Here is a 22,277-nt window from a genome sequence, read left to right on the forward strand (position 1 = left end):
GAAGGTGTCGCGCATCAACGAGCTCAGGTTCATCGCCCGAATCGCCCACATGTACTACATGGAGGGCAAGCGGCAGTCGGCCATCGCCGCGCAGCTTCACCTCAGCCAGGCCACGGTTTCGCGCATGCTGAAGCGCGCCCACGATGAAAACATCGTGCGTATTTCCCTGGCCTCGCCGGAGGGAACCTATGCCGAGGCCGAAGCGGCGCTGCGCCGCCAGTACGGCCTGACGGAAGCCATCGTCGTCGACTGCGCCGAAGACAGACAGGGGGCGATCATGTCCCGCATCGGCGAGGCCGCCGCGCATTTTCTGGAAACCACGATCCAGCCCGGCGAGGTGATCGGCGTTTCTTCCTGGTCGCAGACCATCCTGAAGATGATCGACAACATCCACCCGATGAAGCAGGGCAAGGCTCGTTCCGTGGTCCAGTTGCTCGGCGGCCTCGGCAATCCGAGCGTCCAGAAGCACGCGACACAGTTGACCACCAGGCTGGCGCAACTAACCGGCGGCGAGCCGCTGATCCTGAGCGCGCCCGGCGTCGCCGCATCGCGCGAAGCAAAGATCGTTCTGCTGGGCGACAGCTACGTCCGCAGCACCATCGAGCAATTCCGCAATATCTCTCTCGCGGTCGTCGGCATCGGCGCCATCGAGCCGTCGCAGATGCTCGCCGACAGCGGCAACGTATTCTCTGAAACGGAGTTGGCTCAGGTGACAGCGGGCGGCGCCGTCTCCGAAATCAGCCTGCGCTTCTTCGACGCCGAGGGCCGCGATGTGAAGACGCCCCTGGACGAAAGGGTGATCGGCATGACCACCGAAGAGCTGCGGGCAGTACCGCGGGTGATCGCCTTGGCTGGCGGTCAATCCAAGACCGCAGCCATCGACGCCGCGCTGAAGTCCGGCGCTCTCGACATCCTGATCACCGACCGTTTCACAGCGGCCCGCCTCGTCGGCTTGCCCGCCGAAACCCAGGGTGCGGTGGCAGGCCTATAGCGCCACCGGCTTTCCCGAGAAGCAGGGTTGCGCTACGCCGTCAAGCGCAGGGCCGAACCCGGATCCTCCGGCGCTTTGTGGAACTTGCCGTCTTTCATGATTGCCACAAGGCGCTTGTGGTCCTGCAGAATACGGACGTCTGACAAGGGGTCGCCATCAACCAGCAGCAGGTCTGCCAGATAACCTTCGCGAATCTGCCCGAGTTCATTGGGCATCCCCATGATCTGGCCGCCGTATTTGGTCCCGGCCTGGATCGCCTCCATCGGCGTGAAGCCGAGCATGTCGACGAAGTACTCCAGGTCTTTGGCGTTGGTGCCGTGCGGCGTCCAGGCGAATCCGTAGTCACCGCCGATGAGCACGCGGATGCCGCGCTTGTGCATCTTCTGCATGGTCTCGATGGCGTTTTCCAACTCGCGCTCGTAGGCGATGGTGATCGGCGTCCCGGGCTTGATGCCGTAGTCGCCGGCATTGCGTGCCGTGTTGATCAGCCAGGCCAGACCGGGCGCAACGAAGTGCTTGTCCTTGTTCGCCTCCAGCATGTCCAAAGCCTCTTCATCGCAGAAGGAAGCGTGGTAGATGATCTCGATACCGAACTCGACGCACTTCTTGATCGATTCCTTGGAGCGCGCATGGGCGGCGACGCGGCGGTGGCGGCGCTTCGCCTCGTTCACCGCCATGGCGATTTCCTCGTCGGAGAACTGATTTTCCTCCGCCCCCATGCCGGTAATCTCTTCGCCGGAGAGGTTGATCTTGATGGTGTCGACGCCCCATTTCATGAGCTGGCGCACCTTCAGGCGCACGTCCTCCGGCCCGGAGACAACGATGCCAAGATTGAGGCCTTCATGAGGAATGTGCGGCAGGGTGGCGTCGCCCAGGCCGCCGACCGCGGTGATCTCCGGCCCTGCCGCGGTATAGCGCGGCCCGACAATCTTGCCCTGGTTGATCGCATCGCGGATCACCACGTCGAGCCGCGGTTTGGCAGCCGCGGCGCCGTAGCCGGCGGTAAAGCCCGCATCGATCAGCAGGCGCGCCATCTGCACGCAGTTGATGACGTGTTCTTCCAGCGGCATCATCTGGATCGGATCAATGCCGGGGGCATTGTTCCAACTGAGATGCAGGTGGGCATCGATGAGACCGGGCATCAGCGTCATGCCGCGCCCGTCGATACGCTGGCCGCCATTGGCGCTCCAGCCATAGCCGCCGCCGGAGCGGGAGATCGACTTTATGCGGTTGCCCGCAACGGTGACCTCGCCGGAAAAAGGCTGTTCGCCGCTGCCGTCGAGCACGCGCACGTTGGTGAAGACGATCTCGCTCTCGCCGTTTCCGGTACTGCGGGCACCACCCCAACCGCCGAAACTGCTCTCTGCCATGTCCTGTCTCCCTCTAGTTCGCGATCATTACGCCGCTTTATCGAGATGTGTTCGTAAAAGATCCGCCGACCGCCGCGGCGCTTCCATCATCATCCAATGCGCAACCGACGGAATGACTTCCAGCGCCGATCCGGCAATCTGCCTGTTCAACTGCTGCGCCATGGCGAGCGGCGCGACAGGATCGTTTTCTCCGGCCACCAGCAGTGTCGGGGCCTGAATGGCCGGATGATCCGCCGCCGCCGCCTCGCTCAAGGCTTCGCAATGGGCAGCGTAGCCGGCCGGATCCTGGCGCATCAGGCTTTCGCGCACAAAAGCCGTCACCACGGGGTTTTCCGCACGCGAGGCCGCGGAAACGCTGCCGCCGGCCACCGCCCCAGCGATACCGGCCATACCATCGCGGCGCGCGGTTTGGGCCCGCTCCTTAAGGGCCGTCTGCGCAGCCGGCGGCGGTTTCAGGATCGGCCCGAACAAGGTCAAGCTTAGCACACGCTCGGGGGCCGCCGTCGCAAGATACTGGCAGATCAGGGTGCCCATGGAGTGACCGACGAGATGCGCCCGTTCGACACCGGCGGATCGCAGGGCGTCGCCGACGGCGCTCGCCAGCCCGCGCAGGCCTGGTTTCCCCGGGCGCAGAGCCGAACGCCCGGCCCCGGGCAGGTCCGGGCGCAGCACGCGGTACCCATCCAGCCGCTCCATCATGGGTTCGAAGCTGTTGGAACTGCCGCCGAGGCCGTGGATCATCACCACCGCCGCCCCCTGCCCCTGGTCTTCCCCCTGGTCTTCCATGACCAGACTGCCGAGATGCCGGTCAGCCATGGCTCAAAAGGCCTCCACCGGATTCTCCAGGCTGCCGATCCCGCCGATTTCCACCTTTACACGGTCACCCGGCACCAGATACTTCGGCGGCTTGAAGCCGATCCCAACACCGGCGGGCGTTCCCGTGGCGATGACATCACCGGGTTGCAGCGTGATGCCGTTGGAGATCGCCGCGATGATCGTCGGCACATCGAAAATCAGCAGGCCGGTGTTGGATTCCTGGCGCAGATCCCCGTTGACCCAGCAGCGCACCGCGGTGTCGGAAAGGTCCAAGGAATCGGCGGTCACCACCCAGGGGCCCATGGGACAGAAACTGTCCTGCGACTTGCCGATCAGCCACTGGCTGTGCAGCCCCTGAAGATCGCGCGCCGTCACATCATTGACGATAGTATAGCCCCAGACGTGGGACAGCGCCTCTGCCGCCGGGATGTTGCGGCCCGCCTTGCCGATGATCACCGTCAGTTCCGCCTCGTAATCGATGGCTGTGCTGACCGCGGGGTCGATCCTGATCGCCTCCCCGGCAGCGACCACGGATTCCGGCAGCTTGGAGAAGACAATGGGTGCGTCCGGCACCGCGCCCTTGGCCGCCGAGCTGTCGAAACCGGAGGAGGCAAACTCCTGCGCATGCTCGTGATAATTCTTGCCGACGCAAAAGACATTGCGCCGTGGCCGTGGGATCGGTGCCTGCAGGCTGACCTCCTCTAAGGGTAAGGCATCGATGACCGAGGGCAGATCCTGGCCGATCAGGGCAGCCACGCCATCGATTTCCAAGTTCTCCGAGGTGAAATCGAAACGCTCGACAACACCCCGGCCCTCATCGACCCGGCCGACATGGAGGCTGTTTTTCCATGCGAACAACGCAAGTTTCATCAGAGGCTTTCCTCGTTTTCGTTCGGGATCAGGATGGTCGACGCCGTGGTTTCGCGGTTCTCCAGCGCGCGCTGCGCCTCCGCCGCTTCCGAGAGCGAGTAGCGGCGGCCGATCTCGACCGTGACCACCCGCCGGTCGATGGCGTGGAACAGACGTTCGGTAATGGCGGCAACCTTCGCCGGCGTGTCGGTGTAGTGAGCAAAGTTCGGGCGGGAAACCGTGGCCGAGCTAGCGGCCAAAGAGCCGATGTCCCAAGAGCCAACCGGCCCGGAAGCCTGCCCGAAACTGATCAGGTGCCCGCAGGGCGCCAGCGCCGCCACGGAGTGGGCGAAACTGTCCCGGCCGACGGCATCATAGATCACGTCGGCGCCACGCCCCTGTGTGAGGTCACGCACCTGGTCTTCAAGGCTCTGCGTGCCGGGCAGAATCACATGCCGCGCGCCGGCAGCACGGGCGATACGCGCCTTTTCCTCGCTCGAGGTCGCACCGATGACCGTCGCGCCGAGATGCGCCGCCCACTGGCAAAGCAAGCGCCCGACCCCGCCCGCCGGCGCATAGACCAGAACCGTTTCGCCCTGCTGAACCTTGTGCACACGATGCAACAGGAACTCGGCACTCATCCCCTTCAGCAGGCCGGCTGCCGCCGCCTCGTCGTCGATGCTGTCCGGCAAAGGCACCACCAGTTCAGCCGCCATGGTTCTGACGCTGACATAGGCGCCAACCGGCGGGCAGGCATAGGCGACGCGCTGTCCGGGTCGCAGATGACGCACACCCGGTCCGACATCGACCACCACCCCCGCGGCCTCCATCCCCGGAGCGCCGGGCGGTTGCAGCAGATCAAAAGCGCCACTGCGGCAATAGATATCAATGAAATTCACGCCGATGGCCGCCTGGCGCAGGCGCACCTCGCCCGGCCCCGGCGGCGGTGCAGCAATGCGCGCGGGATGCAGTTCTTCCGGGCCGCCGTGGCGGTCGATCACCATCGCCAGACCGTCGATGGCGGTTCCGCCGGCGGCCCGTTGCAACGGCGCGGAAGAAGCTGGTGATCGCCGTTCGACACGGGCCCGAACGGCCTCGAAGCCGGCGTCATAGACGCCCTCCGCCACCAGATCTGCCAGTTCCCGTTCACGGCCCTTCGGGGTCTCGAACTTCGAGCTCCAGGACCAGAAGGTCCGGTCGCCGTCGGTCACCGGCTTCAGGGACACCTCAGCCACGTAATTCATCAAAGGCACATCGCTTTCGACGATGGCATAGCGAAGGCGGCGATCCTTGTCGGAGAGGCTAAGCAGACGCTCCCGGATCCGCTCGCCCCCGCCGAGCACGAAGTTGCGCACGGAGCCGACCTGATCGGTCTTCTTTCCCCCTTCCAGTGCGCTGCGGTCGACCGCCGGGTGCCAGCGGTCATGACCGTTGAAGTCGCGCAGGACTTCCCAGACCGCCGCGACCGGGGCGTCCAAGATAGTACTGCGCGAGACCTTGATCATGGGCAATCTTCTCCGGCGAAACGCGAAGCAGAAGCTCCGGCTACTCTTTGAACTTCAGGTCACTGCCGTTGAACGTCGTGACCTGGGCGTACATCAGTCCGTCCTTGGTCACATAGGCGTCCGATCCGCGATAGGGCTCGGCCAGGAAATCAGCCTCCGCCCGCCACTGGACATTCAGGGTGCCGTCGACCGTGAAGGTGTGCTCTGTCGTAAATACAAGCCCGCGAAGGCCGCCGTCGGAACGGCTTTTACAGAAGCCCGTAAAGAGCTTTCCGACTTCTTCCCTACCCTTGATGACAACACCGTCGGGCAGGTGGATTTCCACCTCCGGCGGGTACTGGGCCATCAAACGGTCCCAATCGCATCTGTTCAGCGCATCAAGGTGCTCATCGACCACCAATTGCGCGCCGGGTTGGACCACCAGGGGCGGAAGGTTTGGCTCATCCGCCATAGCTGGCGCTGTGGTGGCAATGGCCAGTATCACAGAAATCGTAAGGGTTCTCGTCATCGTCACTCCTCCCTCTCGCTTAACTGAAATACAGATTCACTCTAGGCGTCCCCAAAACGCGCCTTCAACGCCGCAAAACCACCCTGGAACACATCGTTACCGATGAGGGCGACCAACTCGGCCTCACGTTCCGGCGCGCAGTCGAACTCAGCCGACCACTCGGCAAAGCAGCGCGCACCGTCCGTGACCGGCGTCAGCTTCACGCTGGCGACGTAGTTCTCCACCCCCATGGGGCTTTCCAGGATCGAATAGCTGCAACTGAAGTCATAGTCCGAGAGTGCGAGAAGACGTTCGCGAATGAAGCCACCGTCCTGCAGCCGAAAGGCGCGCACACAACCGACTTGATCGGCGGGCCCACCGCCCTCGATCCGGCTTTCCTTGATCGCCGGATGCCAGTCGGGCAAGGCGTTGAAGTCGCGGATCGCCGCCCAGACCCGCTCCGCCGAGGCGCCGATCACCGAGGAGGTGTAAACCTGCGCCATCCTCAGTCGTCCTTCTTTTTCCGCGCTTCAACGTCCTTGGAGAGACTCTGGGCATCGCGCGCCGAGCGGAAGATGTCCCCCATCCGCGCAACGTTCGGGTTCTCCACACCGATCTCTTTCATCATCTCGTCGATCAGCGGCGCCTGGGCGCGGTAGCGCAGGGCGCTTTCGATCACCTCGTCGGTCGGCGTCCGGCTGCCGCCGCCCCCGCCGCCGGCAAGTCCGTCGACATGCAGGATCTTGATGCCCTCGATCTTTTCCATCGGCCGCACGCTCTCGCGGACGATGCCCTCCAGGCGGTCGATCATCTTGGCGCGCAGCATAGTGGCGCGGGCATCCTCGCTGAGGATGTTTTCCGCCTCGTTGCGCAAGCGCTGGGCCTCGGCGGCCACCGCGGCACTGACCTTCTCGGCCTCGGCGGCGATCTTCGCGGTATCGGCATCCTTGTTCGCCAGCAGCCGGTCGACCGCCGCGATGCGCTCGGCAACCTCGGTCTCGCGCGTGGTGACGACCCTCTCTTCCGCCTCCACCGCCTTGGCGCGGGCCACCTCGGTGGCCACCCGGATCTCGGCTTCGTCGGACTGCTTCTGGAGCACCGCGATCTGGCGCTCAATTTCGGCCAGTTCCAGGGCCTGGGCGCGCTCGACTTCGAGACGCTTCAGGTCCCGATCCTGCAGGATGCGCGCCTCTTCAAGGCCGCGGTTGGAGGCAATGCGCGCCCGCTCGATCTCTTCCTGCGCGGAAATCTCGCTCTCGTCGATGGACTGGCGCTGAGCGATCTGTTGAGAGCGCAGCAGGCGGTCGCGTTCGATGCGCACCTTGTCCAGCATCTGCTCCTGAGCGATGCGTGCGGATTCCACTGCCTTGTGGGCGGCGATCTTGGCCGTCTCGATCTCCTGCCCGCGGGTGATGTCGCGGCTCTCCGTTTCCTCCTCGGCGATGATGCGCGCCTCGCGCAATTGGCGCTCCGAGACAATCTTGGCACGCTCGACGTCCTCCCCGGCGGCGATCTCCGCCGTCTCGACATCATGGCGCTGCTTGATCTGCTGTTGGCGGATCAGGCGCTCCCGCTCGATGCGGGCCTTCTCCAGCGCCTGTTCCTGGGCGATGCGGGCCTGTTCCACCTCTTCCTGTGCCTTTAGCTCGGTCTCCTCAAGACTGCGGCGCCGGGCGATATCGTACTCGCGGGTTTCCTGCTCGCTGGCGATGCGGGCTTTCTCCGCCTCGGCATCGCGCATGACGCGGGTGCGCAGGACCTCGGTGCGCTGTTCGGCGCGCAGCGCCTCCAGTTCCCGTTCCTGGCTCAGGCGCGAACTCTCGCTTTCCTGCTCCAGTTTCAGGGTTTCTTTTTCGGCTTCCAGGTTGCGGCTGCGGATCGCCACCATGGCGGACTGCTCGATGTCGTTCCGCAACTCACGGCGTCCTTCGATGGTCTTGATGAGCTGAGTCAAGCCCTCGGCATCGAAGCGGTTGGAGGGATTGAAGAACTCCAGGTTGGTTTGATCGAGATCGGTGATCGCCAGGGATTCAAGCTCCAGGCCGTTGCGGGCGAGGGCGTCGGCCGCCCGTGCCTCGACCATGGCGACGTAGTCGCCGCGCTTCTCATGCATCTCGTCGAGGGTGAGCTCGGCCGCGACCGAGCGCAGAGCGCCGACAAACTTACCGCTCAGCAGATCGGCAAGCTGGTCCGGCTCCAGCGTGCGCTGGCCCAGGGTCGAAGCGGCGGCAGCCACCGCCGCCTTCTCTTGGATCACGCGCACGAAGAACTCCGCCTCGATATCGACACGCATGCGGTCGCGGGTGATCACCGCCGCTTCGCGGGATCGAGCCACCGGAATGCGCACGACATTCAAGTTAACCGGCGTCACCTCGTGCACGATTGGCAGGACCAGCGCCCCGCCGTTGATGACCACGGTTTCGCCGCCGAAGCCGGTACGCACGAAGGCGACCTCCTTGGTCGAGCGATGATAGAGCCAGTTCAACAGATAGACCCCGACGACGATCACAATGATCGCGACGATGAGCCAGAGAATGATTGATCCGATCAGGCCGCTAGTCATGACCTCATCCTCCCTTCGAACCTAGTGTCAGTGCCTTGAAGGCTTTTGTCTGTTCGGTCAGTGCCTGTTCCGTCGGCAGGCGCTCCATCGAGGACGCGCCGTAGAATCCATGGCAGTGTTTGCTGTTGTCGAGGACGTACTGGGCATCCGCCGGCATGGCGACGGGACCGCCGTGCACCAGAATGATTGCCTCCGAATTGACCTTAAGCGCCGCCTGCGCCCAGGCGTCCACCAGCGCCGGACAGTCGTTCAGGGAAAGCGCCGTCTCGGCCCCGATGGACCCGCCGGTTGTGAGACCGAGGTGACAGACAATGATGTCCGCCCCCGCCTCCGCCATCGCCGTCGCGTCGTCTTCACTGAAGACGTAGGGCGTCGTCAGCATGTCCTTCTGATGGGCCATCCGGATCACGTCCACTTCCTGGCTGTAAGACATGCCCGTTTCCTCCAGGTTCGCCCGAAAGGTCCCGTCGATCAGGCCGACGGTCGGGAAGTTCTGCACCCCGGAGAAGCCGATCGCCCTCACTTGATCCAAGTAGTGATCGAAAATGCAGAAAGGATCGGTGCCGTTCACCCCGGCCAGCACCGGCGTCCTGGCCGTCACCGGCAGAACCTCGTGAGCCATCTCCATGACCACGTCGTTGGCGTTACCGTAAGCCATAAGGCCGGAAAGCGAGCCACGCCCGGCCATGCGGTAGCGCCCGGAGTTATAGATGACGATAAGGTCGATGCCGCCGGCCTCCTCGCACTTCGCGGAAAGGCCGGTGCCGGCGCCGCCGCCGACGATCGGTTCACCGCGCCGCTTCATATCCTGGAAGCGTTCCAGTAAGTCTTCTCTCTCAAAACGCGGCATGTCTGCTCGTCCTCTTGGTAGGGTCTATCTCTTCCAGTGCAGCGACCGCCGCATCGGCAAAGGCGGGATCGTTGATGTTGTGGGCGACGCGGATCAGGCGGCGCGACGCCGTTTCCTGAAAACGCCCGGCCAGGGCATCGAAAAGGGCAAGGTCGGCCTCCGGGTCGTGAAACGGCTGGCCCGGCGCATCGAGGGCGGAAACGCCGCCCTCGGGAATCAGGAAACGGACCGGCCCGCTCATCTGGTTCAGGCGCCCGGCAATCCATTCGCCCATCCGCGCATTCTCATCGGCGGTGGTGCGCATCAGCGTGACCTGGGGATTGTGCTCGACAAAAAACCGGTCGCGGTAGCGCGCCGGCACCGTATCGGGCGCACCGAAGTTCACCATGTCCAGCGCCCCGAGCGAACCGACATAGGGAATGCCGCTGCGGATGAACGCCCCGAAGCGATCTTCATCCGCGGCAAAGACGCCGCCCATCATCATGTCGCAGATCTCTGTGGTGGTCAGATCGACCGCGGCCGCCAGCAGGCCGCTGTCGGCCAGCTTCTCCATCGAACGGCCACCGGTGCCGGTCGCATGAAAGACCAGGCAGTCGTAACGGTCTTCAAGCTGCGCCGTTACCTGCTGCACCGCCGTGGTGGTGACACCGAACATGGTGAGACCCAGGCCGGGCTTCCGGCCCTCACCGCCGCCGTTATCCGTCTTCTCCGGCACGTCCCGCACCATGCCTGCAAGCGCCCTGGCGCCGTTGGCCAGCACGCGGCGGGAGATCTGGTTCAGGCCCTGCACGTCGGTAACGGAGTACATCATCATGATGTCCGTGGGTCCAACGTATTGACCGACATCACCGGAGGCGACGGTGGAGATCATCACCTTGGGAACGCCGACGGGCAGGCTGCGCATGGCCGGCGTCGCCAGCGCCGTGCCACCGGAACCGCCGGCGGATATGATGCCGCCGATGCCGCGTTGGCGCTGAATCCAATTCTGAAAGGCGAGCGCCATGGCGCCCACAGAAGCACCCCGGTCTCCGGTGAAGACCGCGCTGCCGCCCGAAGGATGATAGGCAGCGACCAGATGCGGCGGGACATCCGCCGAGGAAGGCTTGCCGGAGGTCGAGAGATCGACGGTCCGCACCGCCTGCAGGCCGCTCTCCAGCAGGCAGTTACGGATGTAGTTCAGTTCGGCGCCCTTGGTATCGAAAGTGCCGGTGACGTAAATCTCCTGCCCCAACAGGGCGCCGAGGGGCGTCGGCGGCTCCTTGAACAGGGGTTCGGGCTTGCTGTCGAAGGGCCGCGACGGCCGTTGCGCAGCGGGCGGTCGCGGTGCGGACTCCTGCGGTCCCTTGCCCTCCCGCCAGGCGGCGCTCGACCAGCGGGTCGGCGGCACATAGACGAGGTTCGAGGGCTGCCCAGACTCAGGTTGAGGGGCGCTGGTGACTTCGGTCGCCTCTGCAGTCACCCTTTCGACTGCCGTTTCCGGTTCCGCGGTGGGCGCCGTCTCTTCGACCAACGTGTCCAGTTCGGCGTCTTCGTGAGAGTGACGTCCCACTCCCAGCAAGCGTTCCTGCAACGTCCGGTCGCCCGCCAGTTGCTGGGCCGGCATGACCCGGCTGATGCGCCCGTTGACCATGATCGCCACGTCTTCGGAAATCGCGGTGGCGACGGCGATGTTTTGCTCGATCAGCAGGATCGCTACGTCTTCCTCTTCCGCCAGTCGGGCAAGGAGCTGCTCGACCTGCTCCACGACCACCGGTGCCAGGCCCTCGGTCGGTTCGTCGAGTACCAGCAGCCGCGGGTCCTGCAGCAGCGCCCGGGAAATCGCCAGCATCTGCTGTTCGCCGCCGGAAAGTTGGGCGGCACCGTTGCGGCGCCGCTCGGCGAGGCGCGGAAAGCTCTCGTAGATGCGCTCGATGGACCAGTTGCTGCCGCTCTCCGATAAACGAAGATGTTCATCGACGGTCAGGGAGGGCCAAAGCCGCCGCCCCTGGGGCGTGTAGCCGATACCCTTTGCGGCAATGCTGTGTGCTGCGAGACCGGCAATCTCCTTGCCCTCGAAGCGGATCGAACCGCGCTGCGGCTTCAACAGACCCATGATGGTGTTGCAGAGCGTCGTCTTGCCCATGCCATTGCGGCCAACGACGGCATGAACGCCACTCTCAAGCGTGAGGTTCACGCCCTGCAAGGCGTGGGACTGACCGTAGTAAACGTGCAGGTCGCGGACCTGCAGCACGGCCCGGCTCCCGGATTGGCTATCGGCGGCGCGGCGATTGCGATCAGCCATGGCCCGCCCCCTGCTCTTGCCCCTGGCCCTGTACTTGACCCTGGCCCTGTACTTGACCCTGACCCAGATACAGCTCTTGGACCTCAGGGTCGTTTTCGATTTCCTCGGGCGTGCCTTCTTTGAAGATGCGCCCATTGTGCATCATGGTAACGCTCTCGGCGGCCTGCAGCGCCACATCCATGTCATGTTCGATGATGATGAAGCCGATGTGATCCGGCAGTGACTGCAGAATCTCCACCAGCTCGGTCCGCTCCGTCGGCGAAAGGCCGGCTGCCGGTTCGTCGAAAAGAATCAGACGCGGCGCCCCGGCCAGAGCCAACGCAATCTCCAACTGACGCTGCTGTCCGTGACTGAGGGTGGCCACCATCATCTCCCGGGCATCGTCCAGATGAACCGCCGACAACAGGGTTTCGGCACTGTTCATCGCAGAGTCGTCACGACCAGGACGCGTGAGGGAGAAGCGTCGCCGGTTCACGCCGCGGCAAGCCAGATAGATATTGTCGATCACGCTGAGCCCATCGAACAGCAGCGAGATCTGATAGGTCCGCCGCAGGCCGCGGCGGATACGTTCGTGCACCGGCAGGTCGGTCACGTCCTCGCCGAACAAGCGCACGCGCCCGGTGGTCGGCGGATAGTCGCCGGTGATGGCATTGAACAGGGTGGTCTTGCCGGCCCCGTTCGAGCCTAGAACCGCCCGCCTCTCCCCCGCCCTTACGGTGAGATTGATATCCGCCAGGGCCACCAGCGCGCCAAAGTGGCGGCTGACGGCTTCAAGTTCCAGCGCGAAACGGCCGGTCCCTTGAAGGCGGGAGAGAGCGTCGGTTCTGGACGTCGACATCAGGTTACCGTCTTACTTGCAACGACCTACTCGCAGACCGGGTTCTCGCGGCTGACAACGCCGTACTTCAAGAACTCGTCGTAGGAGAGACCCAAGGTCTGGCTGACCTGCGGAATGACCTTAATGGTCTTGTTCAGCAAATTGCCGTCCGGCCCTTCGGTCACTTCCGTGAGGAAGATGTCGGCCACCGCATTGCGCCGCTCGTCGAGTTTGACAACGCCCGTGGGGGTTTCGAACTCCAGGGAAGCGAGTGCCGCGCGGTAGGCTTTACCGCCGTCGGAGAGATCGCCGTTCACCGCATCCAGGGCCAAGAGAGCGGCCTTGGTGTTGATGTAGTAGGCATGGGCGAAGAGCGAGGGAGAGGGGAAGCCGTCCGGGAACTGTGCCTTGTAAGCAGCCACGAAGTCGGCCCAGCGAGAATCCTCCCAGGTGTCGGAGATCGGTCCGGCCGAGGGCGTGCCGATGATGAAATCGCGGGTCCGGCCTTTGGAGCCGAGCACCGTCTGGTCCACCGTGATGGAGCCACCGATCAGCGGCAGATCGCCGCCGGCCTGCTCATACTGGGTGAGGAAGTTGACCGCATCGGCACCACCCAGCGCGACGTAGATCGCATCGACATCATCGGGCAGAGCGGCGATCACCGAGGAATAGTCCTTGTTGCCGATCGGCACCCAGAAGCGGGCATCCGCCGGCGCCTTGCCGCCGAGGCGGCAGAACGGCTCCAGGAAACCGAAGACCTGGGTGTAGGGGAAGGAGTAGTCCTCCGCCAGCACCGCAAGGCTGCGATAACCCTTTTCCTTGTAGACATACTCGCCGAGCCCGGCCATCCACTGCGCCCCTTCGGTGCCGAAGCGGAAGAAGTTGTCGGCCGGATCGCGCAGCGTCGTGTCCTGAGCGGCGGAACTGCCGTTGAGGAAGGTCACGTTGGGCTGGGTCTTGGCGTAGTCTTTCACCGCCAGGCCTTCCGAGCCGGAAAGCGGGCCAACCATGATCTGAACACCGTCCTGTTCGACCAGCTTGCGGGTCGCACGGATCGCACTGTCCGGCGACGCGTCGGACGAACCGGTAATCAGCTCGATCTTCTTGCCGCCGGCGGTGTAGTTGAATTCCTCGAGCGCCAGGGTGACGCCGCGCATGCTGTCTTCGCCGAGCACCGTAAAGGCGCCTTCCAGCGTCGCCAAAGCGCCCATCTTCACCGTCTCCTGCGCAGCGACCGGGCTTGCCAAAGCCAAGACCGTCGCCGCCACCAGCGTCGATTTACCTAGTCTGAACATCCTTGCCTCCCATTCCTTGGTTTCTTTGTGGGTTTCTTACGTCTTCAGGTTTGCTCGAGCGATCCGGCAGGCTGCCGTTCGCCCCCTCGTTCGCGCCTGGCCTCCTGCCGCGCAGATCCTCCTAGTCGAAGTCTTTCCCGCAAGCGGCCCCATATCCCCAGTAATCCGTCTGGGGAGAACAGAACGATCAGCAAAAAGGCCAGGCCGATCACGGTGTTGAAACGCTCCCGATCGATCAGATCGATGGCGAAATTCTCCAACAGTACAAAGGCAATCGCCCCGATGAAGGGACCAATGGGGTGGCGCATGCCACCAACGACGGCGATCACCAGAATATCGATGGCGACATCGATGCCGACCGAGCCCGGCGAGATCCGCCCGTTGAACCAGACCGTCAGAACGCCGGCGGTCCCGGCGATCAGGCCGGCGAGGAAATAGGCGGCGATTCGGTGCAGCGTAACGTCGTAACCCAGGGCGCGCATGCGCCGGGGATTGTCGCGGATCGCCTGCAAACTGAGGCCGAAGGTGGAACGCGATGCGTAGAGTACGGCCAGGAAGAAGCCGCCGGAAACCGCCAGGGTCAGGTAGTAGAAGGGGACGGGATCGCGCCAGTAAAGACCGAAAACTGTCGGCGGCTCGACACCGGCGAAACCGGTGAAGCCGTTGAAGATCACATAGTTCTGCCGCACGAAGTAAAAGAAGGCCACCGCAATGGCCAGGGTGATCATGATGGTGTAGATGCCTTCGGTGCGCACCGAAATGGCACCGATAAAGACGCTGAAAAGCGCAGCGGCCAGAATGGCAACCGGCACCGTCAGCCACCAGGGCCAGCCCAGGCCCATGACCCCGACGCTGTTGTCCCCCAGGATCGCCACCAGATAACCGGCGAAGCCGGCCACCGTCAGTTGCGCCAGACTGACCATGCCGCCGTAGCCCGCCAGCATCATCAGCGACAGCGCGATGGTCCCGAGAAGGAGCGAATAGGCGCCAATCTGGAAAATGAAAAAGTCGCTGGCGAAGGCCGGATAGGCGAGCAGGAAAACCAGGGCGACAAGCGGCCCCGGACGAAGCTCGGCCAGCAGGCTGTTTCCCGAAAAGAGCTGTCTTGTGTCCATCGCCTAGCTCTGCCCCATCAAGCCCTGCGGCCGCACTGCAAGGACGACGACCATGATGAGAAAGGTGAGGACCACGCCGTAGGTGGGGAAATAGGCGAGGCCGAACTGCTCGGCCAGGCCGATCAGCAGGGCGCCGATAGCGGCCCCGGTGACCGAGCCCAGCCCGCCGACGATCACCACGATCAGCGACGCCAGCAGATAACGGATATCCTCGCCGGGCGCGATGGAAAGCGCGGTGCCGCCGATCACCCCGGCGAAGCCGGCCAGTCCGGCGCCAATGGCGAAGACCAGCGCAAAGAGCAGTTGCACGTTGACGCCGCTGGCGGCGAGCATCTGACGGTCGTTCACCCCGGCGCGGATCATCATGCCGATCTTGGTGCGGTTGAGAAACAGCCAGAGCCCGATCCCGACCGCCACCGCAACGCCCAGCACGGCCAGGCGGTAGATCGGATACTTGATGAAGACCGGGTCGCCGTAGGCCCTGATGACCGAGACGACGGGCAGCGTTGTCGCCCCGAACAGCCATTCGGGCGGCGAAAACTGATAGGTCGTCCCGGTCCAGACCGCCAGCATCAGGTCGGCGGCGATGATGGAAATCGCAATGGTCACCAGGGTCTGGCGCAGATCGTCACCCTCCATGCGCCGGAAGATCAGCACCTGCATGAGAACGCCGCTGGCGGCGATCGCCAAAAAGGCGACGGCGAGGCCCAGGAACCAACTGCCGCTGGCTTCGGCGACCTCGTACCCGATGTAGGCGCCGAGGAGATAGAGCGAGCCATGCGCCAGGTTGACGTTGCGCATGAGGCCGAAGACCAGTGTGAAGCCGCTGGCGACCAGGAAGTAGAGGCCGCCGAGGGTGATGCCGTTCAACAGCGTGTTGACGAAGGTTTTCTTGCGACCGATGGCCGAAACCAGCCATTCCGGCCAGACAGCGAAGATCATCCAGAGCAGGATCGCAGCCGCGAGCAGGATCGTGATGGCCCAGAAGGTATGGCGTTCGAGAAACTGCCTCATGCGGCCAACCCGCCTGCCGCCGCGATCCCGGCCGCTAAGGCACCGGCGACCGCGGTATTGGCCGCCACAGCACTGGCCCGTGCTCCGATGATTTGAATCCGGGCCGTTTGATCCCGGACAGGCCTGTCCCAGAAACCCGGCGTCCCCGCCATGACCTTGCTCCTCCCCAGAGCCTGGCGCCCTTTACCGGACGCCTTAAGCTCATGCCCATGCCCCATCCCGGCTTCTGCCGGATTCTCTCGAGGCTGCAACAACCGTTCGGCTGCAAGACAAAGCCTGTCTGGACTCGAAACGCCCCGCAACTGGTTCTGAGTGCTAATCTGGGTAAATTTGGGTAAATTGTTCGGCGATATGTTGAATCTTATGTTCTGGCAGATCACGCTTCGGAGCGGATGTGAGTGGACGGCGCCTCCGTTACCCAAGGCCGTGGCGACGATCACACCGCCTTTCAGAAGCGGTGACCTGCCCGACGAGGTCGGCCTTTTGCTGCCCAACAAGGACAGCCTCGCCGCCACCCTGCGGGCGGTGGAGAGCGACCCGGAAAAACTCCGCGACCATGCGCTTGGCTTGTTCCTGGCAGACCCCTTCCTCAATCTGCGCCTGGAAATCGATCGGCTCAAACGGCTGGGCCTTGGCTGGGTGATCAATCTGCCCAGCACCGAACAACAGGATCCCGAATTCAGCCAACAATTGGCAGATGTCGGACTGGACTGCGGGCTGGAGTACGACAGGCTGGCTGCCTGTCGTGCGGCGGGGCTGGGGGTCATTGCGGTTGTCGCCGATGCCGGAAGTGCCCGGCTGGCCGTGGCCGCCGGCCCATCTGCCCTGGTCGTGATGCCGCGTGTGGCTGATTTTGCCGCCGGGTTCCCGTCATTCCGACAACGCGGCGCGGCTGCCTTGGCGGTTCGCCGTGCGGTCGCCGAGACGCCATGGCGCGGACCGGTCCTCACCTTGGGCGACAAGACGGAAACCGAACATGCAGGCATCTGGCCGGAAGCGCTCGACGGTCTGGTTCGCCGTCCAGAGCCGGCATAGCCCCGGAAAGCCGGGGCGGACACGCAGTTCCGCCAAGCTCTTTCATCGTCCCGCCTCCCCATGGTCAATTTGATCCTTTAATGGACCAATTTGTTACTTATCTTGATCGTAAGATGTGGCCGACGGCACTGTCAAAAAAATTCATGATATTTTTCAAAATACTATATTTTCACCTCAATCCGATCACGCTAATATTGGATCATAACCGGATCAGTAAAGAGTCGAGACCGCCCATAATGCCGAAATTGGTTGCCGATGATGTCGCCCGGCAATTGCGCCAGAGAATCGAGGCCGGTGAGTGGGCGGCCATGGGCCGCATGCCGCCTGAGCGGGAACTGGCGGAGGACTACGGGGTTGCCCGCAACACCATGCGCCGCGCGGTCTCTCTTCTCGAAGAAGACGGAATCGTCTCAAGACAGGTCGGGCGCGGCACCTTTCTGAGCCAACCCGACGCGAACTCCTTTGCGGGCATCATCGGACGCATAAAGGGCACCAGCCCGGCAGACTTGATGGAACTGCGTCTGCTGCTCGAACCCGCCGCCGCAGCGGCGGCCGCAACGACGGCAAGCGACGCACAACTCGAAGCCATCGGGCTGGCGCACCGGAATGCCTGCCAGGCCGGGGACATGCCCGCTTTCGAGGACTGGGACGCGGTGTTTCATCAAAAGATCTTTGACTGCACCCGCAACGAACTGCTGAGAGAAACCCACAATCTGCTACGGCTGCTGCGCAACCAACCTTTGTGGTTCGATATGAAAAAGCGGGCATTCTCGGAAGAGCGGATGAGGCACTACTGTGCGGAGCATGAAGCGCTTCTCGACGCCCTGATGCGCCGCGACCGCGAAGCAGCCAGAAACGCCATGACCGCCCACCTGAAGACCGTTCAACGCAATCTGCTTGGATAGCGCGGCCTTAGACCGGATCTGCTCTAGCCGCCCAGTCCGTATCTGCGGATCTTGTTGTAGAGGGTCTTTCGGGAGATACCCAGGGCCTCTGCCGCGCGGGTCCGGTTGTATCCGTGGCGCCACAGCGCATCGACGATCCGGTCTTTTTCCGTCCGGGTCGCAAGCGATTCGCCGCTGGTCTCAACCCCAGCGTTGTCCTGCCCCAGCGCGGAGACCAGCTCGCCGAGTTGCACCGGGCCGCCTTGCGTGCGCGCCGAGAGCGCTCCCAGCAGCGCGCGCAACTCTCCCTCGTTGCCGGGCCAAAGATGGGCTCGGAGGCGCTGCAGTGCGGCGGAGGTAAAGAAGGAGCGCTTGATCTCCATCCCCAGACTCTGGAGCGCCTGGGCTTCGATGATCGCCAGCAGATCCTCGATGCGTTCGCGCAGCGGCGGAACACGGAGGGTCCAACCGGCGAAAACCGAGGCCAGATCCGGATCCAGCCCGATAGCGGCAAGGCTCTCAAGCCCGCCCCCTTCACCCGCTGCGGGCGTGTTGGAGATCAACACGACACGCGGCACGACCGGCAGGGTGCGGCGCCCTTGCGGGGCACGAAACACGCCGTCCCGAAGGGCGCGGGCGAGCCGTCTTTGGGTCGCCGCCGGCAGCCGTTCGGGTGCATGGATCGCCAACAGCACGACGGAGGCATCGGCCAGGGCCGGCAGGTTGTTGCCGGCAGGGTCCCGCTGCCCGAACAGAAGAGCACCGGCGCGCGCCGGAAAGTCCTCGCCCGCCACATCGATATGGAGAATGTCCTGCCAGGCGGCCCTGTCTTTCCGGTTGCTGAGAGCCTTCAAGGCCGGACGTTCGGCAAGGCCCTTTTCCGCAAGCAGCAACACGGGATCGGCAGCGCCGGCGAGGCTGCGCAGTTTGCGCAGGAATCCAAGGTGCCGGCCTGAACGCCCCACGAAGCCAAACCGCCGCGACCAGGCGACAAGACGCGCACTCTCGCGATCAAGGGCCGCCCGCCGCTGGCTGGCATGACGGAAACGGTCGATCTGGTCGGCTACAGAGTCTTCCAGAGGCATGCGTTCGAACGTCGAGCCGCCGACATAGCCGTCAATCGGCGCTAAGCCGATAACCCGCCCCAGATCCTCGGCGGAGGCAATGGGGCCGCCCTCCAGAAAAAACCGGGTGCGGGGATGAATACGCTTGATCAGCCGTCCGATCTCCCGCGCCACCGTAGCCACTTCTTCAAGAGTGGCGCGGCTCTGGTGACCCAAGACGCCACCTACGTTCCAGCCGAGATTGAGGCATACCATGTCGATTCCGGCGTCTGCAGCCAGACGCGCCTGCGTGCGTGTCGCGCAGTAGAAAATCGACGTCAGCCCGGCATCCTGAACGGCGCGCAGCTGTTCGACTTCCCTTTCGATACCGCGACCGGCGCGCGCCAGTATCTGCTGCATCGGCCGGGAGTAGTGCATGCAACTGGGAAAGTTCACCGCACCGGCAAATCCGGCACTCTTGACCGACTGCGCCACCGCCGCCGGTTCGAAGGAAGCGCCCCAGACATTCACGCCCAGAAGGACCGGGATCTTGCATTGCGCAAGCAGTTCTTCCTGGGCAAACCGCTGGCTCAGCGGTCCGGCATCGAAGATCGGCAGCATGCAGGCAATGGACGGGGCACCCATATTGCGCAGCCGCCCTGCGTTGATCGCGAGAAGGAAATCAGCGCCGCCACGTTCGGCGGCCAAGGCAGTGGTGCCGGAGCCGATGGCGGCCCCGATCAGAAACCTTGAATCAAACGGCAATGGGTGCCGCTCGGCGGTGACAGCTTCACGCATCGTCAGATCCCAACCCAGGCCTGCCGCCGCGTCAAGCCCGATGGACTGCTTTGTCTGCCAAACGCGCAGTCATGGTCCGCCGGCCTCCGGGCCTCGCCCGGACGACAGCGAAAACCGGAAATTCACCGGGAACCGAATACGGTCAGGCGTCGCCGAGAAGGGTCCGAACGGAGGATTCGAAATCCGAGAAACTGAACGGCTTCTGCAGCACCTTGTCCGCACCCTCCGCTTTGGCATGGGCCAGCGACTTGCTGTCATCGTCGGACTGACCACCGGAGATGGCGATGATCGGAATCCCGCCGTAACAGCGGCGTAGCTCGTTAATCGTTTGGATCCCATCCATGTTCGGCATCATGATGTCCGTCACGATGAGATCCGGCTTTTTCCTCGCAGCCAAGCGCATGGCCTCGACGCCGTCCTTGGCTTCGATAACCGAGCAATCCATTTCCTCGAGCATGTCAGAGAGGATCAAACGAAGGGCGCCGTTGTCGTCGATAAGCATTACCTTGGTCATCTCACCCGCTCCAATCGCCTATTGTCCAACCCGGCCCACCTGGGTGGGGATTGATTCCATGTCTTGCGCGGGCCCGTCGCCCTGATCCAATGCCATGCTAAGGGCGCGTGCCAGATCGTCTCTTCCGTAGGGTTTGGTCAGAAGGATCTGCCCGGAATCCGTCAGCGCGTCCTGTATCATCGACGCCTCGGCAAAGCCCGAGGTGTAGAGCAGCTTCAACCGAGGCGCCTTCAGCAAGGCCTGCTTCGCCAGTTCAATACCGGACATGCCGCCGGCCATAACGATGTCGGTGAACAGCAGATCAATGTCCGCGTGGCACTGAAGCAGGTCCAAAGCCTCCGCGCCGCTCTTTGCCTCAACGATCGCACAGCCGAGTTCCAAAAGTTGCGCGGAAGCGACCGCACGAACATCGGCGCGGTCCTCAACCACCAGCACCTTTGCCGCCTTGAAAGATCCTCTGGATGGCGGCAGCTCAAAGACTGCCTTCGCCCGGCAGTCACCCTTGTCGCGCGGAAGGTAGAGCCGCACGGTTGTGCCGGCTCCCACTTCACTGATGACGTCAAGATAACCACCGGACTGCTTTGCAAAACCATAGACCATGCTGAGCCCAAGGCCGGTCCCCTTGCCGACTTCCTTGGTTGTAAAGAAAGGCTCGAAGACCTGCCGGGCCACCTCGGGAGACATACCGCAACCGTTGTCGCTTACCGAGATGACAATGTGTTCACCCGCGACCGCCTCAGGGCTTGAAACCGCGTCGGCCTCGCCGACAACCGTGAGAGCGGATTCTATGGTGAGCTTCCCACCGTCAGGCATCGCATCGCGTGCGTTAACCGCAAGGTTAAGGATGGCAGTTTTAAGCTGGCTCGGATCTATGTTGGTGCGCAGGCATTCTTCCGAAAGCGAGAGCCGAAGCTCAACGACCTCGCCGAGCGTTCTCTTCAACAGTTCTTCCATATCCCGGATCAGATCATTCGCCAGGACCACTTCCGCCTGCAGGACCTGACGGCGCGAGAAGGCCAGCAGCCGCTTGGTAAGTTCAGCACCACTTTGAGCGGCATCGATAGCGGCGGAAACCCTTCTCTGCGCTTTTTCGTTGGCCTCAATCGAGCGTCCCAGGAGCTCCAGGTTGCCAAGAACAACGGCGAGAAGGTTGTTGAAGTCGTGCGCCAGACCGCCGGTCAATTGACCGACGGCTTCCATTTTCTGCGATTGAACGAGCTGGTTTTCGAGAGTCTTTTGCTCGGTAACGTCGACCATCGAGGCGACCGCACCCAGCTTGTTGCCCTCGCTGTCATAGAACGGACATGCGTTGGCGATGATTTGTCGCGGCGGCTGATCACGCGGGGCAATCACCATCTCAGCGCCGCGGACGACATTGCCCTCGATGGCCCGAAAGAGAGGAATCTCCTCTTGCTCAAGAGGCACCTTGCCATCGGCCCGGTAGAGATCATAGTACTCGGCCCAACGGTCCGGCGTAATCGGCCTCTCTGCGATGCCGTGAAAGCGGCGTGCGGCCTGATTGAAAAGCGATAGGCGGCCCTCTGCATCGCAGGCGACAATACCCTCTTGGATGCTATCGAGCACAGCAGCCAAAAAGTCTTTGTTCTGCTTCAGCTGCAGTTCAACCTGCTTCTGCTCGGTAATGTCCTCACTGAACGCGAGCACGCCGCCGAGTTCTCCGGAATCGTCCCACCAGGGATGCAACTCCCAGCGGCGCCAACGGATATCGCCGCCGTGTTTGATCGATTGCTCCGCACAGGTAACGACCTCGCCTGAAAGACAGCGATCGAAAGAGTCCCCGGAACCCATGGCCGCACCGGGGGCCACTTGGTCATAGTGCTGGCCCAGCAGCGACGTATCGGTCAGTTGGTGGTCGCTGCGCCACCGCTCGCTGGCAGAAAGAAAACGGCCGCTGATATCGAGCATGGCGACACCGAAAGGCGCATGCTGGACAAAGCTGTCCAGCTTTTGCGCAGTTGCCTTGAGCTTGCCTTCCGCCTCCAGCCGCGCTTCGATCTCGTCGGCAAAACCGCCCGCCGCCGCACGCATC

At 63.4% G+C, this 22,277-nt stretch carries 19 protein-coding genes; 3 read left to right on the forward strand and 16 right to left on the reverse strand.

What is annotated here, in order from left to right; genetic code table 11:
* Positions 1-4: 4 nt before the first annotated feature.
* Positions 5-991, forward strand: coding sequence for a sugar-binding transcriptional regulator (locus ACP146_RS19940; protein WP_422368514.1), 987 nt, complete (start codon positions 5-7; stop codon positions 989-991).
* 32 nt (positions 992-1,023) lie between these two features.
* Here ACP146_RS19940 and ACP146_RS19945 read toward each other — a convergent pair whose 3' ends face one another.
* The 13 genes from ACP146_RS19945 to ACP146_RS20005 are packed head-to-tail and all read right to left on the reverse strand — an operon-like array spanning position 1,024 to position 15,953.
* On the reverse strand, positions 1,024-2,361 hold the full coding sequence (locus ACP146_RS19945) for an amidohydrolase family protein (protein ID WP_422368515.1): 1,338 nt from the start codon (positions 2,359-2,361) through the stop codon (positions 1,024-1,026).
* 27 nt (positions 2,362-2,388) lie between these two features.
* Positions 2,389-3,177 carry an alpha/beta fold hydrolase gene (locus ACP146_RS19950; protein ID WP_422368516.1) on the reverse strand — a complete coding sequence of 263 codons (789 nt, stop codon included), beginning with the start codon at positions 3,175-3,177 and terminating at the stop codon, positions 2,389-2,391.
* A 3-nt stretch (positions 3,178-3,180) separates the two neighbouring features.
* Complete coding sequence (locus tag ACP146_RS19955) at positions 3,181-4,047, reverse strand: fumarylacetoacetate hydrolase family protein (RefSeq protein WP_422368517.1); 867 nt, start codon at positions 4,045-4,047, stop codon at positions 3,181-3,183.
* A complete protein-coding gene (locus ACP146_RS19960; RefSeq protein WP_422368518.1) occupies positions 4,047-5,531 on the reverse strand; it encodes an SRPBCC family protein in 1,485 nt (494 codons plus the stop codon). The genes ACP146_RS19955 and ACP146_RS19960 overlap by 1 nt, the downstream gene beginning before the upstream one ends.
* Before the next feature lie 40 nt (positions 5,532-5,571).
* A complete protein-coding gene (locus ACP146_RS19965; RefSeq protein ID WP_422368519.1) occupies positions 5,572-6,039 on the reverse strand; it encodes a nuclear transport factor 2 family protein in 468 nt (155 codons plus the stop codon).
* Positions 6,040-6,080: 41 nt separating this feature from the next.
* Entirely contained in the window at positions 6,081-6,521 is a 441-nt protein-coding gene (locus ACP146_RS19970) for an SRPBCC family protein (protein WP_422368520.1), read from the reverse strand.
* A 2-nt stretch (positions 6,522-6,523) separates the two neighbouring features.
* Positions 6,524-8,581 (reverse strand): flotillin domain-containing protein, encoded by a 2,058-nt coding sequence (locus ACP146_RS19975; protein WP_422368521.1) that lies wholly within the window; start codon positions 8,579-8,581, stop codon positions 6,524-6,526.
* Positions 8,582-8,585: 4 nt separating this feature from the next.
* Positions 8,586-9,431: a phosphoenolpyruvate hydrolase family protein gene (locus ACP146_RS19980; RefSeq protein WP_422368522.1), complete on the reverse strand. Its 846-nt coding sequence runs from the start codon at positions 9,429-9,431 to the stop codon at positions 8,586-8,588.
* Positions 9,418-11,712: an ABC transporter permease gene (locus tag ACP146_RS19985; RefSeq protein ID WP_422368523.1), complete on the reverse strand. Its 2,295-nt coding sequence runs from the start codon at positions 11,710-11,712 to the stop codon at positions 9,418-9,420. The genes ACP146_RS19980 and ACP146_RS19985 overlap by 14 nt, the downstream gene beginning before the upstream one ends.
* Positions 11,705-12,550: an ABC transporter ATP-binding protein gene (locus ACP146_RS19990; RefSeq protein ID WP_422368524.1), complete on the reverse strand. Its 846-nt coding sequence runs from the start codon at positions 12,548-12,550 to the stop codon at positions 11,705-11,707. The genes ACP146_RS19985 and ACP146_RS19990 overlap by 8 nt, the downstream gene beginning before the upstream one ends.
* Before the next feature lie 26 nt (positions 12,551-12,576).
* Entirely contained in the window at positions 12,577-13,824 is a 1,248-nt protein-coding gene (locus ACP146_RS19995) for an ABC transporter substrate-binding protein (protein WP_422368525.1), read from the reverse strand.
* A 44-nt stretch (positions 13,825-13,868) separates the two neighbouring features.
* Positions 13,869-14,939, reverse strand: a complete 1,071-nt coding sequence (locus ACP146_RS20000; RefSeq protein ID WP_422368526.1) for a branched-chain amino acid ABC transporter permease — start codon at positions 14,937-14,939, stop codon at positions 13,869-13,871.
* 3 nt (positions 14,940-14,942) lie between these two features.
* Complete coding sequence (locus tag ACP146_RS20005; RefSeq protein ID WP_422368527.1) at positions 14,943-15,953, reverse strand: branched-chain amino acid ABC transporter permease; 1,011 nt, start codon at positions 15,951-15,953, stop codon at positions 14,943-14,945.
* A gap of 351 nt (positions 15,954-16,304) precedes the next feature.
* Between ACP146_RS20005 and ACP146_RS20010 the strand changes: the two genes are divergently transcribed.
* Both ACP146_RS20010 and ACP146_RS20015 read left to right on the forward strand, forming a co-directional pair.
* Positions 16,305-16,988 (forward strand): hypothetical protein, encoded by a 684-nt coding sequence (locus tag ACP146_RS20010; protein WP_422368528.1) that lies wholly within the window; start codon positions 16,305-16,307, stop codon positions 16,986-16,988.
* An 80-nt stretch (positions 16,989-17,068) separates the two neighbouring features.
* On the forward strand, positions 17,069-17,893 hold the full coding sequence (locus tag ACP146_RS20015) for a FadR/GntR family transcriptional regulator (protein ID WP_422368529.1): 825 nt from the start codon (positions 17,069-17,071) through the stop codon (positions 17,891-17,893).
* Between the two features lie 23 nt (positions 17,894-17,916).
* Here ACP146_RS20015 and ACP146_RS20020 read toward each other — a convergent pair whose 3' ends face one another.
* From ACP146_RS20020 to ACP146_RS20030, 3 genes are all read right to left on the reverse strand, one after another.
* Positions 17,917-19,713 carry a phosphoenolpyruvate hydrolase family protein gene (locus tag ACP146_RS20020; RefSeq protein ID WP_422368530.1) on the reverse strand — a complete coding sequence of 599 codons (1,797 nt, stop codon included), beginning with the start codon at positions 19,711-19,713 and terminating at the stop codon, positions 17,917-17,919.
* A gap of 142 nt (positions 19,714-19,855) precedes the next feature.
* Positions 19,856-20,227, reverse strand: a complete 372-nt coding sequence (locus tag ACP146_RS20025) for a response regulator (RefSeq protein WP_422368531.1) — start codon at positions 20,225-20,227, stop codon at positions 19,856-19,858.
* Between the two features lie 18 nt (positions 20,228-20,245).
* Positions 20,246-22,276, reverse strand: coding sequence for a PAS domain-containing protein (locus ACP146_RS20030; protein ID WP_422369677.1), 2,031 nt, complete (start codon positions 22,274-22,276; stop codon positions 20,246-20,248).
* Position 22,277: the final 1 nt, after the last annotated feature.

Origin of the sequence: Pelagibius sp., from assembly GCF_965249265.1 — a bacterium.
Lineage (GTDB): Bacteria > Pseudomonadota > Alphaproteobacteria > Kiloniellales > Kiloniellaceae > Pelagibius.

Bases quoted from the DNA above. Each gene is read 5' to 3' on its own strand.
- ACP146_RS19985 (WP_422368523.1), bottom strand. From the start codon at position 11,712: ATGGCTGATCGCAATCGCCGCGCCGCCGATAGCCAATCCGGGAGCCGG.
- ACP146_RS20030 (WP_422369677.1), bottom strand. From the start codon at position 22,276: ATGCGTGCGGCGGCGGGCGGTTTTGCCGACGAGATCGAAGCGCGGCTG.
- ACP146_RS20005 (WP_422368527.1), bottom strand. From the start codon at position 15,953: ATGAGGCAGTTTCTCGAACGCCATACCTTCTGGGCCATCACGATCCTG.
- ACP146_RS19950 (WP_422368516.1), bottom strand. From the start codon at position 3,177: ATGGCTGACCGGCATCTCGGCAGTCTGGTCATGGAAGACCAGGGGGAA.
- ACP146_RS20000 (WP_422368526.1), bottom strand. From the start codon at position 14,939: ATGGACACAAGACAGCTCTTTTCGGGAAACAGCCTGCTGGCCGAGCTT.
- ACP146_RS20015 (WP_422368529.1), top strand. From the start codon at position 17,069: ATGGACCAATTTGTTACTTATCTTGATCGTAAGATGTGGCCGACGGCA.
- ACP146_RS19995 (WP_422368525.1), bottom strand. From the start codon at position 13,824: ATGTTCAGACTAGGTAAATCGACGCTGGTGGCGGCGACGGTCTTGGCT.
- ACP146_RS20025 (WP_422368531.1), bottom strand. From the start codon at position 20,227: ATGACCAAGGTAATGCTTATCGACGACAACGGCGCCCTTCGTTTGATC.
- ACP146_RS19980 (WP_422368522.1), bottom strand. From the start codon at position 9,431: ATGCCGCGTTTTGAGAGAGAAGACTTACTGGAACGCTTCCAGGATATG.
- ACP146_RS19955 (WP_422368517.1), bottom strand. From the start codon at position 4,047: ATGAAACTTGCGTTGTTCGCATGGAAAAACAGCCTCCATGTCGGCCGG.
- ACP146_RS19945 (WP_422368515.1), bottom strand. From the start codon at position 2,361: ATGGCAGAGAGCAGTTTCGGCGGTTGGGGTGGTGCCCGCAGTACCGGA.
- ACP146_RS19990 (WP_422368524.1), bottom strand. From the start codon at position 12,550: ATGTCGACGTCCAGAACCGACGCTCTCTCCCGCCTTCAAGGGACCGGC.
- ACP146_RS20010 (WP_422368528.1), top strand. From the start codon at position 16,305: ATGTTGAATCTTATGTTCTGGCAGATCACGCTTCGGAGCGGATGTGAG.
- ACP146_RS19970 (WP_422368520.1), bottom strand. From the start codon at position 6,521: ATGGCGCAGGTTTACACCTCCTCGGTGATCGGCGCCTCGGCGGAGCGG.
- ACP146_RS19965 (WP_422368519.1), bottom strand. From the start codon at position 6,039: ATGACGAGAACCCTTACGATTTCTGTGATACTGGCCATTGCCACCACA.
- ACP146_RS19960 (WP_422368518.1), bottom strand. From the start codon at position 5,531: ATGATCAAGGTCTCGCGCAGTACTATCTTGGACGCCCCGGTCGCGGCG.
- ACP146_RS20020 (WP_422368530.1), bottom strand. From the start codon at position 19,713: ATGCGTGAAGCTGTCACCGCCGAGCGGCACCCATTGCCGTTTGATTCA.
- ACP146_RS19975 (WP_422368521.1), bottom strand. From the start codon at position 8,581: ATGACTAGCGGCCTGATCGGATCAATCATTCTCTGGCTCATCGTCGCG.